Here is a 15,132-nt window from a genome sequence, read left to right as displayed (position 1 = left end):
GCTCGGATGGAAAAATGGTTCACCATTTAGGTCTTTTTTAGGGCAATGGTGCGCCGCGGTCGTGGAGAAGCGTATTCAAATGAGCTTCGTCGAGCACTGGCACCTTGAGTTCGTTCGCCTTCTCCAGCTTCCCGCCCGCATCCTCCCCAGCCACCAGGAAGCTGGTCTTCTTCGTGACGCTCCCGGCCACCCGACCTCCGTACCGCTGTAGGTGGGCCTTGACCAGCTCCCGCGACTGCGAGAGCGTGCCGGTCACCACGAACGTCAGTCCCGCCAGCTGCTCCCTCGCCTGCACATCCTCGCTCGGCCGCGGCGCAATCCCCGCTGCGAACAGCCGCGCGATGAAGGCCTGCATGTCCGGCTCCGCCAGCCCCGCCACGATGCTCTCCGCCGTCTGTCGCCCCACATCCGGAATCTTCGCCAGATCATCGGCCGAGGCCTCCTGCACCGCCGCGAGCGACGGGTACACCCGCGCCATCCGGGTACTCGTTCCTTCCCCCACGAACGGCAGGCCCAGCGCCCGGATGAAGCGCCACAGCTCCTGGCCCTTGCTCGCCTGGATCTCGGCAATGAGCTTCTCTGCGTTCTTCCTCCCCACTCGACGCACGTTCCCCGTCGTGGTCTCCCCCATCTCCAAGTGCTCGACCTGCTCCGCCGTGAGGGCGTAGAGATCCGCCGGGTCTTTGACCAGCCCACTGGCCACCAGCTGCTCGACCAGGCGCTCCCCCAGCCCCTTGATGTCCATGACGTCACGTGAGGCGAAGTACCGTACCCGCAACGTCACCTTCGCCGGACACACCGGGTTCGTGCAGAACGTTCCCACTGCCCCCTCATGCCGCACGGCCTCGTGCCCGCACACCGGGCAGTGGGTCGGGAAGGTGTAGGGCACGCTGTCCTCAGGGCGGGCCTCCAGCACCACGTTCAGGACCTCGGGGATGATCCCTCCAGACTTGTGCAGGCCCACAACAGATGCTGTTGGGGATCGTGCTGATCTTGAGTGTGTCCGCAGCCTCGCTGTTGGCGTCACGGTTGGTTAGCCGGATGGCTCGGTTAACAGCGGCCGACCGGATGAGAAGGGGGAACTGGAGGTGCGGGTGCCAGTGTTGGGGAATGATCAGTGGACGACGCTGTGGGAGGCGATAGGCCGCTTGTGGGAGAGTATGCAGAGTATGTTCAACCGGAGGCGCTCATCGTGAAGTTGAGTTACTGCCAGTATAGTGGCGTGGCGCTGTGCTGACGGCCGAGGTGGGCGAGAAGAAGGGGAAGGTTGGGGGCGGGCGCAGGGGGCGAACCAAGTGCGGGTATTGAGTCCCAGCCCGACCTTTACGGAAGCGTCTTGATGTATTCGTCCAGCTGACGTGTTTCCTGAGGGGTCATGGCATGGGCGATTTTCGCCATAGTCAGGGTCGTGGCCGGTAGATCGGTACGGTTCGCCAGAGCGGCGAGCTCCGAGATCCGGGTTGTGAAGTAGGCCGGTGACTGACCAGCGACGCGCGGGAATCCTGCCGCCGCGTTGCCTGCGCCCTGCGCGCCATGGCAACCGGCGCATGCGGTCAATCCAGTTCGGGCATGGCCCTGCGTATAGAGCGTCTGACCCTGCTGACGCAGCGCCGTGTTGCGGCTGGTCCATGGGTCGGCGGCAGGGGTAGCGGCCAGGTAGACCGCGATGTCTGCGATCTCCTGATCACTCAGGCGCGCGGCCGTCTGGTTCATGGCCATGTTGCGCCGCTCACCTGAACGGAAGAGCGCCAGTTGGGCAGCCGTGTAGGAAGCGATTTGTGCCGAGAGACGGGGATACTGCGGGATATAGGCCTGCCCATCGCGACTGTGGCACGACACGCAGTTGCGCAGGTAGACCGCATTGCCCACCTGGGCACGGCCGGTGAGGGTACGGTCATCAATCTGGATGCTGATGGTGCCGATACCCGTTGCTGCGGGAGGACCGGAGGCTTCGCCCGTCTGGGCCTGAGTGCCAGATGACGTTGCCCCTGAGGTCATCTGCCCGGAATTTCTCTGTCCGTTGTCTCCCGGTTCCGCCTGGGGGGTCTGGACGGTGGTCGCGGGCGTAGTCGCCTGTGACGCTATTGTCGTCTGACTGGCCACCTGCTCCATGGAGGCCTGAGGCTGCGGCAACAGGCTGCGTAGCCCAGTCCGGTCCACGATCAGAAACGCCACGGTGGCCACCACCAGGATGAACGCTATGCCCTGCAAAATGGGTTTCATGCCGCGCCTCCATGCCGGTCAAAGGTCATTCCAGAGCCCCCGGATTCTTGAGGTACCGGGTCCGCAGGGCGTCGGCTACGCGATAGGCGAAGGCCCCCACTGTCCCCGTGGGGTTGTACCCACTGTTGTGCGGGAAAGCACTGGCCCCCACCACAAACAGGTTCGGCACGTCCCAGCTTTGCAGGTAGGTATTCACAACGCTGCTTTCCGGATTTTTGCCCATGATGGCCCCACCGATATTGTGGGTGCTCTGGTAGGGTACGACGCTGAAATGTCCGCTGAGGCTGTTAACCTTGTATCGGCTGGCCCCCATCTCACGCGAGATCTTGTCCATCACCCCCGCCATGTACTTGGCCATATTCAGCTCGTTGGATCCCCAATCGAAGGTCATGCGCAGCATCGGCTGACCGTAGGCGTCCCGGTAAGTGGGATCAAGGTCTAGGTAGTTCTGTCGGTAGGGCATGACCGCCGCCTGCATCCCTACCGTGAGGATTCGGCTGTAGTACCGTACCATCGCCTTCTTGAACTCGGGGCCCCACGCGGGCGTGCCGGGTGGCACTGGGTGCGACTGGATTGGCCGCGCTCCGGTCTGTGCAAGGGCGATGGTGCCCCCGTGAATAAAATCCAGGCCCTTATGATCGAAGTTGTCACCGTTGAAATCGTCCATGACGATTCCAGCTGCCCCCGCGCCCAGATACCGCTGGAACTGCCTGTCCTCGTAGACGAGTGAAGTGCTTGCGCCGCTGGACTGGTAGGTGTAGTTCTTGCCTACTACCCCCCGGCCCGTGCGAGGGTCATAGGGCCGCCCGATGCCCGAATTCAGCAACAATCGGACGTTGTTGAACACGAAGGATGACAGGACGATCAGCTCTGCTGGCTGTTCGAACTCACGGCCCAGGGCGTCCACATAAGTCACGCTGACGGCCCTCTTTTTGCTGGAGTCCAGGTTGATGCGCGTAACATTGGCGTGGGTACGCAGGGTGAAGTTCTTGTTGGGCAGTAGCTTGGGCAGCACGGACGTCTGGGGAGAACCCTTGGCGGACATGTGGCAGCCGAAGCGCTCGCAGTACCCGCAGTAGTTGCATGCTCCCGCTGTGATGCCCTCGGAGTTGGTGTAGACCTCGCTGTTGTTGGCTGCCGGAATGATGAAAGGGTGGTACCCCAGCTTTTCGGCGGCCTGTTGGAACAGGGCGCTGGTCGCCGGCACCTTCAGTGGAGGCAGGGGGTAGTCGCGCTGCCGGTCGCCCTCAAAAGGGTTTCCGCCGGGGCGTTTCTGGCCGCCCACATGCCCCGCGTATCCGGACACTCCGCACAGGCGTTCGAAGCGGTCATAGTAGGGCTCCATTTCGGCGGAAGTGACCCCCCAGTCCTGCACGGTGCTGTTCTCAGGCAAAGCGCTTGCGCCGTAGCGCGCCACCGTCTGAGAGCGGAGCTGGAAATCGTAGGGCAGCCAGCGGTAGGTCATGCCGTTCCAATGCACGCCTGCGCCGCCTAGGCCGTCGCCGGGCAGAAAAGCGCCCATGTGCCGGTACGGCAGCGCGCGCTCGCCAGCGTTGTTGCGGAAGGTGATGGTCTCCTTCGCGAAGTTCTGCATCAGGTTGTACTGGATGCCATATTTGAGCTCGTCGTGCATTCCCGGAACCTGAAAGTCAGGATCCGTATCCCGATAAGCTCCGCGTTCCAGCCCGACCACCTGTACGCCCGCTTTGGTCAGTTCGTGTGCGATGATCGACCCGACCCATCCCACGCCCACGACCACTGCGTCTACAGCGGGCAATTTGGTGGCCATCTCAGCGGCCCCCGGTCTGGGCAGCGGCGGACTGCGGAGTGGCCGCCGCCTGATTGCGGGTCTGGTCGGCCTGGGGCTCGCCGGTCTGCTGGGTATCGGCCAACGACAGGAACATCACCTTGGGCAGCGTCTTGCTCGTCTTGCTGATGAGGTCGCCGTACATCTCCAAGTACACGCCCGGAAAGCCGAGTTGCTGCCAACCGGTCTTGTTGCGGTTGCCACCGTAGGCGGGGTCAGCCAGAAAGCCCTCAACGGTGTTCTGCAACAGGAAAGCGAAAAATTGCTGCGTGACTTCTGCGGGAACGTTGGGATCGCTGATCCTCCCGGCTTCTAGGTCCCTGAGCACCGTATCCTGCTGGGTGCCGCTCAGATCGGCGAAGGCTTTCTTGTACCGGGCTTGGGTGTGGATCTCGGCGGCCGAAATGCCCGCACGGTAGACCTCGGCTGGAGTGAAGGGCAACTGGTAGCCTTGCATGGGTGTGCCGACCGCCCAGGGACCCTGCATGTACCAACGCCCCGCCTCACCGAATGTGCCGTAGAGCTGCTGGTCTATGTAGTAGCTTACACCCGCTTCCAGAGCGCCGGGTCCGCTAGCGTCGCGGGGCAGCAGGCGCTCGACCGCCGCCTCGATAAATCTGGCCTCTACACCGGTAAAAAACGTGTAGGCCTGTGGGCCCGAGCCCAGGCCGCGCAGGTCATTGGGCGCGTAAGGCGTGACCTGCTGTACCGAGCCGCTCTGGACGACCTGTGCGCTGCCTGGCGAGGCGGCCTTGAAGAAGAGGACCGTGGTGCCCAGCCCACCCGCAATGCGGAAAAAGTCGCGTCTGTCCATCTCAGACTCCTTGAAAGTCGCCCGTCGTCTACTTCTGGATGTCGCCGGGTCCGGCGTGGACCGGTCGGTCGAGCCCACGTCAGGCGGTACGTACAGGACGGAAATGTAACGGAGTAGCCTATCCTGGCGTGGAGGTTTAAGCCTGCGCCTCGGGAGACGGCCGGGTCAAGAAAATTGAAGACTTGCTAAAGATACGTATTGAACGTGTATCTGAAGAACGCCGTTTAGGGCTGTAGAAGAAGACAGCCAGGACGACGTGCAGACGGAGCGAACGCAATGTCTTGGTCTGCACAGAGCGAATCTGAGCCTCCATCAATCCAGCAAACACCGTTTCAATGCGTTTTCGCAGTCGAGGGTGGCGGTCTGGCCGCCACCTCATGTCGTACCGGATATTGTTCTTCGGCGGGAACACGTCGCCCAGACAGCAATACCCCTTATCACCAACGATGCGTGGCCCGCCGAAGTCGGGCCACCGCCGGTTGAGCTCATCGCTGTTGGGGGTGTCGTGCAGGTTGGCTGGACGAATCAGATACTGCACGATCCTCAGTACCCGACATTTTCTATAACGCCGTCTGGGAGAGGATTAACAGTTCAATAAGGGACAGACCGCTGTAGGCGGTCTGCTGCTCCGAGCAGCCCAAGGTTCGGACCAGCGTTCGCAGACCCAGGGTTACCACACGCCAGGCGCGTCGACCATGAGAGGCGCACCAAACATAGGCGATGGTCAGTAGACATCTGCCGCACCCTTTCCTGGGTCCAGCACAAATGGCGTGCGGTGTCCGGGAGCGCTTATGGGCGAGTAAGATCTCCCAGCCCAGTCGCACGGTGATGAGCGGGTGCAGCTCAGCCAACACGGGATCCACGTCGATTGGGTGGACCTCTCCCATCGGCAGGCCAGCGGGGCGGAGATCGTGGAGCGTGGTCATCCAAGCGGCAGGGAGTGAGCTCGTCGTCATGACGGGTCCAGGAGGATCAGCACGATCACTTCAGGCGGGTGGGTCATCGCAGTTCCTTCAACGCCTCGGGATAGCGCGACCACAGCGCCAGGAGGGCCATGCGTACGGCGGGGCGGCGGGTGGGCGTCGTCAGAGTCAGCACGGCCTTCAGGAAGGCCGGAGCAAGCGCGCGAGGCACCTGTTCGGAGGGCAACTGCAGCTCGCGCGCGGCGTCCTGCATCACCCACAGGGACGCGGGCCCCAGCACCACCATCACCTGGGCCTGCACCTCCGCCCAGAACGCAGGAGGCATCTGGACGTTGCCCAAGCGCAGACCCCCCTGCCGCTGCACCTGGGCCAGCACCGCCTGCACGTCCGCTGAGGAACACCGCAGCCCAGTCACGAGCTCCTGCACCGTCTGGCGCCCGTCGATGGCCTAGAGAATGCGCGCGGCTGCCGCATCGAGCACCAGATGACGGGCATCCCCGGTCAGGTGAGGGACGGCCTCCAGGGCGGGAAGGTCATCCAGCCCCGCGATGGACCACCCTGGGGCAGAGGCGTTCGCGTCCAGCTCCTCGTCGTCGAGCAGGAACTCCTCGGCCACCTGACGCGCTTCATCCACCAGGCGCGTGGCCTGCATCAGCAACCCCTGGTGTGAGCCCGCCAACGACCGGGGCAGCGCCTGGGCTGGGACTCCCCGGAAGACGTGGAACGTGCCCTCGATGCCCAGCAGCATCCAGAGCGCCTGTTCCCCCGTCACCTCCCCGCAGGAGGCGTGCACGAGCTCACCCTCCTGATAATGCAGTTCGCCGCATCGGCTCCCTTCTAGGACGATCCAGCCTTGATGCTGATGGTGGTGGAGCAGTTGCATGATGCTGGGGAGCGTGTCCGCCTGGAGAATTCCACTCAGCGTGGCGACGGCCGTCGTCATATCAGCACCTCCGCGAGCTGCGCATGCTGATTGGCCAGCACACAGTATGTGTCGGCCAGGGCAACGAACATCGGGCGCAGGTGCGGGTGCAGGGGAATCGACAATTCATGCCGGGCGGCCAGCCGCCGGTATCGCGCAGCCTGCGCCCGGTGTAGGGCCGGCCAGAGGGCACTGCCCTGCTGCTCCGCCATGAAGGCCTGCAACTCGGCGACCTCCTGGTGCCCCATCGCCATGAACGCTGCGATCGGTCCGTCCGTCTTCTCCTCGAGCACCTGCGCGGCGAGCAGAGGGGCTTCCATCAAGGCCTGCGCGCCCTCCACCCCTAGCTTCATCACGCCCGTCTGAGCCTGCTGCACCAGCTTCCGACGCACGCTCACAGCCGCACCGTCTCGCAGCCCGTGCACAGGTCCGCTTCCGCCCAGGCGCACCCGTCCTCGCAGCCCCACGAGGGCGTGCACCCGCACTTGCGGCACACCCGCTCCCCCGTGACCTCCTGTCGGAGGGACCGCGCCACCTGCTCGATCTCCGTACTCAGGCCGTACGGGTTCAGGACCTGGGCCGACTCGTGCAGCGGCACGCGGAACAGCTGGACTCCGAAGCCGTCCTCCACCTCCAACACACGGCCATCCTCGCGGAGCTTCACCCACCCCGCATTCCCCGGGCGCGTGATCACCCACAGGCCCTCCTCGACCAGCCAGCCCTGGAAGTACGGGTGGTCGACCTCCACGCTCCCCTCGCTCTGCGTCAGCTCGACGAGCGCATTCAGCACCCGACTCGCGAAGACCCCCTCCACCCGGATCGCCAGACCCGTGACCTGTCCCTGGGCATCCAGGTTCTTGACCATCACCGGCGCGGCCCCCGCGCTCGGCAGACCCATGAATTCTTCCAGCGGCATCAGTTGCCTCCACCCACCGTCGTGGGCATGAATGGGGTGCCCCGATCGGGGCCAGTCCTAGACTCGGCACGCGTACTCATGACCTTGACCGTAGGTGTACTTGGGGTGACTCCATGCTCACCCGTGCTCACCCGGAACGCGAACGTCGCCCCCACCGGACCGCCCTGCGCCAGGCCCGCGGCGATCAGCCCCCGCATGACCGTGAGCACCTCCGCCTCCGACACATCCAGCCAGGTCATGAAGGCCGACAGCGTCCCGTGCTTCCCCGCCAGCACATGGTGGGTATAGGCCAGCGGCAACGTCTCGTGCGCGGCACACTGAGGCACGAAGCGATACGAGGCAGCTCGACCCTGCCGGCTGCTCGCGCCCCCCGGGATCTCCGAGATGCGCCAGGCGGCCTGCAGCTCGCTCAGGGCCGCCATGGGGTCTCGGCCGAGGAGGTGACGTGCCGTCACGACGCTCAGGGACCCCTCGTCGCGCAGGTGGTCCAGGAGGCGCTGGGCGGCCTCGCTCAAGACCGGCTCTGGGGCGACCGCCTGCCCCTTCGTCTCGCCCGTGCTGAAGGTCCGCGGCGGGGCCGGGTCAGGCTGGACGGGTACCAGGGGGTGCAGCGGGACCACGAGGGCCGTCGAGGGGGCCGGAACCGCCACAGGCGACACGCTCAGGGGCACCTTGGTCTCGCCCGTGCTGAGGGTCCGCAGGTCGAACTCCGGGAAGAGGCTGGGGCCATGATGCCGTCCCCAGGGACGACAGGGCCAGTACAGCGGACCGGGTGGGGGTGGGGGCTCCCCCCCAGGCGCGGGCAGCAGGACGCTCAGGCGCAGCGTCTCGAAGTCGGGGAACAGGCTCAGGGAGGTGGGCAGACGGTGGGTCTTGCGGCGCGAAGAGAGGGAGGTCATACGCGAAAACAGGCCCCTTCAGGGGCCAGCACTCCCGCGTGAGCTTGTCTCTTTGGGGGATCGGGCCTGGGGGGCTTGCGCCGCCACCCCAAGCGCACGCTCAAGCTGCGGCTTCGGCAGCGCGCGTGGTCTCTAATCCAGCCAGGATGTGCTTCCCGCCTCCCAGGATATTGAGGTCGTCCTGGATCCGGCCGCGTCCGCGGAAGATCACCAGCGTGACGTACTCGAACTCGCCGTCGGACTTCTCGCGCAGATGCGCGGGATCGGTCGTTTTGGCTCCCCGGCTGTATTTGATCGCGGGCGGCAACTTCAGCTTGCGCGAATCCACCGCCTCCAGCACGCGCTTCTTATAGAAGTGACCGTCATGCCACACGCCCATTTCTCCCTCATGACTGACGGCAGGCCGGGCACCGAGGAGCGTGAAGTCGAACAGGTCATGCTGCGCGTAGGGGAGTTGAATCCCTCCCGCCGGAACATCGATCTTGGGGCGGTAGCCCTTGCCGACCCACTCCCGGATGGTGCTCAAGACTTCACCCGGGTTGGACAGGTACACCGTGTGTTCGATGTTCAGCGCGTTGAGCAGGACAATGCTGGTCCGGGGTTCTGATGACATAGAGCGGCCCTGGCCCGCGTGAGCGGGCCACTCCTGCACCACCCCTGCCCCCTTGCCCAGCTCAGCATCCGTACGCTTAGCTCGTGATTTAAGCCGACCGCGCTTGTCGCGGTCGCCTGTTGTGGGGTCGAAGGCCGTCAGGCGGTCTTTTTCAGAGCCGGGAAGCGAGGCGCTCGGCCTGAACACTTCCCTTTGGGTCGTCCTGGTGAACGGCCTGACGGTTTTGGCGCGCAAGCTGGACTTCCCAGGGGTACCAACAGCTGGATAAAACCTTGCCGGACTCGACTCGGCGTCAAGCGACCACGTTCCTGTGGTCGCTGCCATGGAAGACGGGCATCGGTCACCACCGGCTGAGCCAGGCGCAACTGGGTGAAGGCCAGCAGCACCAACAGCGTCCAGCGGTCCGCCTGCTCCGGATGACGCAGACGTGGTGTTTCCCAGTTCAGCGTCTGTTTGCAGAAGCGAAACGTATGTTCCAGATCGAACCGACGCGTGTAAGCACGCCACAGCATCGCCAGATCCGGCACGCCTGGTCCCCGCCACCAGAGCCAGAAGGCCTGCGGTTGACGCGTTTCCCGGGGCAACTTCGCCACCTCCAACAACAACACGGTCCCGCTGTACGTCGGTTTGAAGTGACGCGATCCTGGCCGCGTGTCCTGAGTGGTCTTGACGTGCAGCCCCGTCCAGGCACGCACATGGACCGTCCCGTACTGCTCCGTGGTTTCCAGATGCTCCAGATGGGGTGCCGGCCAAGTGGTCTGGTCCGCGCATAGAAACTTAGCTCCATGAATGCGTGGGCGACCTCCCTGGGAACCCGGACGCGTCGTAGCATCGAAGAAGAACCGTCGATTGCGCCGGACACGGACTAGGACGCTGACAGAGTCAGCGTCCTTGAGCTTCGCCAGGCGGACAGGATCGTACCCGCCATCGAAGACGAAGAGCGGCGATGCGCCTCCTGCGGGAAGCAAATTCATAACGTGTTGAACCTGTTCGTCGGCTATCTCGTGTACTGTCCGGCCGGGAGCGACTCGACGCACATCGAGAGGTGCAGTCCAGCTGCTGCTGACGGGTCCGAGTTGGGCAACCCAGGAGTAAGACCAGCCCGCGACGACAGGTTTCCCGGCACTGTGACGACTCGGATGGTAGAAGTAGCCCCGCTGTGGACTGGTCTCGGCATCGTTTCGGACCCAGGTCGAGGTATCGATGGCAAAGACGAGTGGATAGTCGTCATTCAGGGTGGTGCCGACCAGTGCTCGAACACGCTCGGCACCGAGCGTGCCCTGAGTCAATGCTGCGTACAGGCTGCCATGACCACGCTCGAAGGGTCCTTGAAGACTGAGGTGCGCGAAGCTGGGCACCAGTCCCGCAACGGTGATGGCGTCAAAGAGGTTGAACAACGCATCTGAACGATGGTCGAAGCAGTGGTAAACGCCATTCCGAAAGGCCTGCAGGTGGTCAAGCGGAGCTGAGGCGTTCATGCTCGATGGTACAGAACGCCGCCTACAGCGGCTTCAAACAGTTAAATCACGAGCTTAGAGTCCGAGGTATGCCGCGCCCTCTCCCCGCCCCACGTCCCCACGATTCCCGGCAGCCCCAGGTCGAGGTCTGGATGGGCATCGTGCTCTTGAGTCTGACCATCGTCGTGGTCCACACGGGCTGGCTGGCCCTGAAGATTCCCCTGCTGACGATCCTGGTCCTGATCTCCCTGCGCGCCCTGGTCGCCGTGTGGAATCTCTTCCTCTCCCGACCCGGCGAGCGGCTGGAAGGCGTCCCCCTTCGCCTTCCGCTCTGGCAGCTGGGCCTCATCACCACGACCTGTGTCCTCACCCTGGTCCTGCCCGGCCGAGTGGTCTATTGAGAACGACGTAAGTCAGGGCCGGTTGTGGACCCGGGAAACTCTAGGAACTATGCTCCGCAGCGCCTGACGCCCTACGAGAGCTGATGCGTACTTTGTAGGGTCTGTGGAGCAGATCCGCGAATGACGCACAGAAGATAGGTAGGATGACGTCTTGCAGGAGGCACCCTCAGGGTTCTTCTCCAAACCACTCAGGCGCGAGGGGCGGCCACGCTTTCTCTTGCATGGCACGCTCACTCCAGTTCTCCTTACCACTCCAGTGTGTGATGGCCAGGCGATACACCCGGGTGCGCAGCAGATCCGCCTCGAGGATGGGCCGGGTCGTCTCCCCCACCGTCAGACCCGGGAACACATGCTCGGACAAGCGTGTCAGGGCCTGCCGCTGCTCGTCCGGGTCCTGAAGGATCTCGGCCGTACCGAACACCACCACGCTGCGGTACTGCACCGACAGTTCCAGTGGTGAATTGCTGGGCAGGAAGCGGCCGATTTCGGACACTTCGGCCGTCGCCGGATGGCCCTGGGCCGTATTGGCGTGCAGGCGCCCCACGATATTGGTGTGATAGATCAGGTCGTGTTCCTCGGGGCGGTAGACGTAAGCCAGCGGTGTAATGAATGGAAAGGCGGCGCCGTCCTCACCCTGCCAGAGTGTGGCGATGCGGGCGATCCGCTCACGCGATAGGAGTCCTCTGATCCAGTCGTCGTCCCGGCGCAGGTGCGGCCGGCGTGAACGTGAGGGGTCCTGCCGCCTCGGGTCGTAGGTCCCACTCATGACAGCCCCTTCGCGAAGTGGTGGGAGACGATGTTCAGTCCAGCCTTCAGGTACTGGCGGTGCGCGGTGAAGCGGTGAGGCCCCACCCCTGAGTCGAGATGGAGTTCCCGGCAGCCCTGCCGCCGTGCCTCATCCTCCAGCCAGGCCAGCAGCGCCGCCGCATGGCCCCGGCCCCGAGCACCGGGGAGGGTGGACAAGTCGTCGAGGTAGAGGAACAGGCCGTACGCCAGATTGGTCTGGAGCCGGTAGCCCGCCACCGCCGCGGCAACCTCTCCAGACGTATCGAATGAACCGGCCAGGCGATATCCCTGGGCATAGGCCTGCGACATGGCCTGCTGGAACGCCTCCGGACTGACGACCGCGCCAGACGCGGGCCGGAGTTCCCGGAGAGCAGGGAAGGCGAGGTGAGCTTCATCGAGGTCAAGCGGACGGACATGCGGCATGACCCCAGCCTAGGCGGCCGGTGGCCCCCCACCCAGAGCCACTTTCAGGCACACTAAGGGGGCCACTTGCCATGACCTCCCTCCCTTTCAATCCACGTCTGCTCCGCGGCGCTCCTCAACCCCTCCATGTCCAGCTGGCCGGGGAGATCCGGGACGCGGCGCTGCATGGCCGTCTGCCCGCCGGCACGCGCCTGCCCGGGAGCCGCAGCCTGGCCCAGACACTGGGGATCTCCCGTGGGGTCGTCGAGGAGGCCTATGGCCTGCTGACTTCGGACGGCACCCTGGAGGCGGTGGTCGGGTCCGGCACACGGGTCGCGGCGGGGCTGCACCCCCACCCCGCGCCCCAGGAAATCGGCCCTGGAACTGCGCCGCCCTGGTTCCAGACGCGGACCATGCCGCATTCAGCCCGACTCGACGCGCGTGAGGGGCTGCACTTCCGCAGCGGCGTGACCTCCTGCGCCATGCTGGACGAGCAGGCCTGGAAACGTGCCTGGGCCCGGGCGACGGACCTGCCCCTCCCCGGCGAGTACGGTGACCTGGCGGGTCTCCATGATCTACGCGTCGCCCTGGCGGCCTTCACCGGGCGCCTGCGTGGGCTGGCATCCACGCCCGAGCAGGTGGTCCTGACCTCGGGGAGCCTGAACAGCCTGGGACTGATCGCGCGGGGCGTCCTCCCCCCCAGGGCGACGGTGCTCTACGAAAATCCCGGGTACCGCTCGGGCCACGCGGTCCTCCAGGCCGCTGGACATACCCTGGTGCCCGTGCCGGTGGACGCCAACGGGCTGGTTGTCGCGGACCTGCCCCCCGCCCAGGCGGTGTACGTCACGCCCAGCCACCAGTTCCCTCTGGGCGGGCGTATGAGCCTGGCCCGCCGCCTCGCCCTGTTGGAGTGGGCACAGGTTCAGCGGGCCATCATCCTTGAGGACGACTACGATGGAGAGTTCCGCTACGACGCCCCGCCCCTCCCCCCACTCGCCAGTCTGGACGGGAGTGGCCGGGTGCTCTATCTGGGAACCTTTTCCAAGATCCTGAGCCCGGCGCTGCGCTTGGGCTTCGTGGTGGCCGCGCCCGACCTCGTGGCCGCTCTGGTGCGCGAACGCTTTCTGACCGACGGGGGCCCTGCCCTCGCCGGTCAGGTGGCCCTGTTGCACCTGCTGCGCAGTGGTGATCTCGACCGCCACCTGCGCCGTGCCCGGCGCTGGCACGCCCAGGTCCGTCAGGCCTTGACGGAAGAGCTTGCGCCCCTGGCGCCCCACGCTGTCCTGGGAGGCATTGAGGCGGGGTTGCACGTCTGCTTGCATCTGAACCCGCCGCTGGACGCCGAGGACATCTCGGCGAGGCTGGCCGAGCGGCAGGTGTATGCCGAGACGCTGACCACGTTCACCTTCACAGGTGCCCCAGCGCAAGCGCTGGTGTTGGGGCACGGGGGGCTCACCCTGGCGGAGGTGCGGGTAGGAACCCACCACCTCCGCCAGGTCATCACGCAAGCCCTGAGAGACACGACTTCAGAAAACACTCTGTAGAGCCAAGCTATAGATCAAAGAGATCCTTATTGATAACGGCATAAGTTCAAGTCCATCAAATATTGAGGCGGATTGATGTACCGAACCCGTTGCCAGGCCGTCGTCAGCTTCGCTTTCAGCACGCCCACTGAGCGGGCACAGAAGTTCTCCAGCACATTCCGCTTCACGTACGTCCACACCAGCTCGATCAGATTCGACTCCGGAGCGTACGGTGACAACAACACCAGTGACAGGCGTTCGTGGATCTCCACGAACGCCTGAGTTGCCTTCGCTCGGTGTATGCCCGCATTGTCCAGCACCACCATGATCTCCCCTTGCACATGGCGCAACAGATGCTGCAAGAGCCGGGTGACGTCCCCACTCCAGATCGCCTCAGGCTTCGTGTACTGGAAGAATCGACCATCCGAAGTGATCGCCCCAATTGCCGAGAGTTTTTCCCGTTGGCCGGGAGTGTGACCAGGGGCGTGACTCCCCTAGGGTCTGTGCGGCTGAACTCATGTGGTGGCCATAGCCTTGAAGTTCGTTGTGCAGGATTGACCTTACAGGTGCGCAGTGGGATGCCCTCCATCCTCATCTCCCCAGCAACCCGAAGCGTGGACATCCCTATATTGATCACCCTTGCCGTCGTCCTGGTGGCTTGTCTGATGCTCTGGCTTCAAGCATCGTCCTCAAGGCGTGTCAAGTAAGGGCTGCAAGACTTGCCAGTCGGTAGAACATGACTCATCCCATGGGTAGGTGCCTTGCTTGTCAGGCCAGACGCATTGCAACGCTTGGAAGGGGTGCGACTGGTAGAACCACATGGCGGTGCCTAGAAAATCACGACAGTGCGTGGCAGCGACGTCAATGAACGCACACTCGGCATCCGTAAGAAGGCCAGCATAGTGACGATTTGCCTCAAAGCGGTGCCCGCCCTTCACGGCACGACCGATGACATTGAGGAGCGCGTGCATGAGCTCCAGAGGAAGGCCAAGGACAATGATTTCTGGATGCTGGTAGTTGGCCGTCAGGCCGACGGTGAAGGCGAACCCTGGTCCTTCGTCGTCCTCGGGCACGTTGATGACGTGCCAACCGTACTGTTGGACATCATCAAGAACACGTCGGTCGAAGTCGTTGTCGGGGGTGGGAGGAGCAAAAGTCACCCGTTCAGTGTCACACGACCGTGTGTCGAACTGTCATCCGATTCAGTCGCACAGACCCTAGTCGACCACGTGCGTCTGCGCACACCTTTCGGCGAGAAGCCGACCTCATCCAGGTACAGCAGGATGGCGCCCTGCGCGACCTTTTTTCCCCAACTCCGGATCCACCTGTTCTGTCCAGGACGCGATCCGGAGTTCATGGCATTCTGCGGCCTGTCCATCCGTCAGCTGGGGCGTGAACCCCAGCTGACGAAGAATGCTCCGGACGTGATCGGGGTGGTACCACACG

Annotated in this window: 17 protein-coding genes and 1 pseudogene; 2 read left to right on the top strand and 16 right to left on the bottom strand. The window is 64.2% G+C overall.

Annotated elements, in window-relative coordinates:
* Positions 1-37: 37 nt before the first annotated feature.
* The 12 genes and pseudogenes from DGO_RS17245 to DGO_RS21885 form a co-directional block, all read right to left on the bottom strand.
* Entirely contained in the window at positions 38-964 is a 927-nt protein-coding gene (locus tag DGO_RS17245) for a helix-hairpin-helix domain-containing protein (protein WP_226991558.1), read from the bottom strand.
* Positions 965-1,323: 359 nt separating this feature from the next.
* The gene (locus DGO_RS21325) at positions 1,324-2,223 is read right to left on the bottom strand and encodes a c-type cytochrome (RefSeq protein ID WP_014686441.1); all 900 of its coding nucleotides are present in this window, start codon (positions 2,221-2,223) and stop codon (positions 1,324-1,326) included.
* A 25-nt stretch (positions 2,224-2,248) separates the two neighbouring features.
* Positions 2,249-4,012 (bottom strand): GMC family oxidoreductase, encoded by a 1,764-nt coding sequence (locus tag DGO_RS17235; protein WP_014686440.1) that lies wholly within the window; start codon positions 4,010-4,012, stop codon positions 2,249-2,251.
* Position 4,013: 1 nt separating this feature from the next.
* Entirely contained in the window at positions 4,014-4,844 is an 831-nt protein-coding gene (locus DGO_RS17230; RefSeq protein ID WP_014686439.1) for a gluconate 2-dehydrogenase subunit 3 family protein, read from the bottom strand.
* 136 nt (positions 4,845-4,980) lie between these two features.
* A pseudogene (locus tag DGO_RS21890) lies at positions 4,981-5,388 on the bottom strand (transposase family protein); the annotation flags it as partial.
* Between the two features lie 455 nt (positions 5,389-5,843).
* Positions 5,844-6,182 carry a hypothetical protein gene (locus DGO_RS17225; RefSeq protein ID WP_145975466.1) on the bottom strand — a complete coding sequence of 113 codons (339 nt, stop codon included), beginning with the start codon at positions 6,180-6,182 and terminating at the stop codon, positions 5,844-5,846.
* A gap of 33 nt (positions 6,183-6,215) precedes the next feature.
* A complete protein-coding gene (locus DGO_RS17220; RefSeq protein ID WP_014686436.1) occupies positions 6,216-6,710 on the bottom strand; it encodes a DUF4388 domain-containing protein in 495 nt (164 codons plus the stop codon).
* A complete protein-coding gene (locus DGO_RS17215; protein ID WP_014686435.1) occupies positions 6,707-7,087 on the bottom strand; it encodes a hypothetical protein in 381 nt (126 codons plus the stop codon). Before DGO_RS17215 ends, DGO_RS17220 begins: the two co-directional genes overlap by 4 nt.
* Positions 7,084-7,605, bottom strand: coding sequence for a hypothetical protein (locus DGO_RS17210; RefSeq protein WP_014686434.1), 522 nt, complete (start codon positions 7,603-7,605; stop codon positions 7,084-7,086). The genes DGO_RS17215 and DGO_RS17210 overlap by 4 nt, the downstream gene beginning before the upstream one ends.
* Complete coding sequence (locus tag DGO_RS17205) at positions 7,605-8,504, bottom strand: hypothetical protein (protein ID WP_014686433.1); 900 nt, start codon at positions 8,502-8,504, stop codon at positions 7,605-7,607. The genes DGO_RS17210 and DGO_RS17205 overlap by 1 nt, the downstream gene beginning before the upstream one ends.
* Positions 8,505-8,604: 100 nt before the next feature.
* Positions 8,605-9,159: a single-stranded DNA-binding protein gene (locus DGO_RS17200; RefSeq protein ID WP_226991557.1), complete on the bottom strand. Its 555-nt coding sequence runs from the start codon at positions 9,157-9,159 to the stop codon at positions 8,605-8,607.
* 95 nt (positions 9,160-9,254) lie between these two features.
* Positions 9,255-10,595 (bottom strand): NF041680 family putative transposase, encoded by a 1,341-nt coding sequence (locus DGO_RS21885; protein WP_014686431.1) that lies wholly within the window; start codon positions 10,593-10,595, stop codon positions 9,255-9,257.
* A 68-nt stretch (positions 10,596-10,663) separates the two neighbouring features.
* Here DGO_RS21885 and DGO_RS17195 point away from each other — a divergent pair, with 68 nt between their 5' ends.
* The gene (locus DGO_RS17195; RefSeq protein WP_145975464.1) at positions 10,664-10,975 is read left to right on the top strand and encodes a hypothetical protein; all 312 of its coding nucleotides are present in this window, start codon (positions 10,664-10,666) and stop codon (positions 10,973-10,975) included.
* A 166-nt stretch (positions 10,976-11,141) separates the two neighbouring features.
* Here the strand turns inward: DGO_RS17195 and DGO_RS17190 are convergent, their stop codons facing one another.
* Positions 11,142-11,741 carry a pyridoxamine 5'-phosphate oxidase family protein gene (locus DGO_RS17190; RefSeq protein ID WP_014686429.1) on the bottom strand — a complete coding sequence of 200 codons (600 nt, stop codon included), beginning with the start codon at positions 11,739-11,741 and terminating at the stop codon, positions 11,142-11,144.
* Positions 11,738-12,184, bottom strand: coding sequence for a GNAT family N-acetyltransferase (locus DGO_RS17185; RefSeq protein WP_014686428.1), 447 nt, complete (start codon positions 12,182-12,184; stop codon positions 11,738-11,740). Before DGO_RS17185 ends, DGO_RS17190 begins: the two co-directional genes overlap by 4 nt.
* Positions 12,185-12,255: 71 nt before the next feature.
* On the opposite strand from DGO_RS17185, the gene pdxR reads away from it, so the two are divergent.
* Entirely contained in the window at positions 12,256-13,707 is a 1,452-nt protein-coding gene (gene pdxR, locus DGO_RS17180) for a MocR-like pyridoxine biosynthesis transcription factor PdxR (protein WP_014686427.1), read from the top strand.
* 26 nt (positions 13,708-13,733) lie between these two features.
* Here the strand turns inward: pdxR and DGO_RS17175 are convergent, their stop codons facing one another.
* Together DGO_RS17175 and DGO_RS24910 are read right to left on the bottom strand one after the other, a co-directional pair.
* The gene (locus tag DGO_RS17175) at positions 13,734-14,120 is read right to left on the bottom strand and encodes a transposase (protein WP_264371062.1); all 387 of its coding nucleotides are present in this window, start codon (positions 14,118-14,120) and stop codon (positions 13,734-13,736) included.
* A gap of 255 nt (positions 14,121-14,375) precedes the next feature.
* Positions 14,376-14,759 (bottom strand): DUF4262 domain-containing protein, encoded by a 384-nt coding sequence (locus DGO_RS24910; RefSeq protein WP_420810589.1) that lies wholly within the window; start codon positions 14,757-14,759, stop codon positions 14,376-14,378.
* Positions 14,760-15,132 lie beyond the last annotated feature (373 nt).

Origin of the sequence: Deinococcus gobiensis I-0 (assembly GCF_000252445.1) — a bacterium.
Lineage (GTDB): Bacteria > Deinococcota > Deinococci > Deinococcales > Deinococcaceae > Deinococcus > Deinococcus gobiensis.
This window is presented reverse-complemented; position numbering and strand designations above follow the sequence as displayed.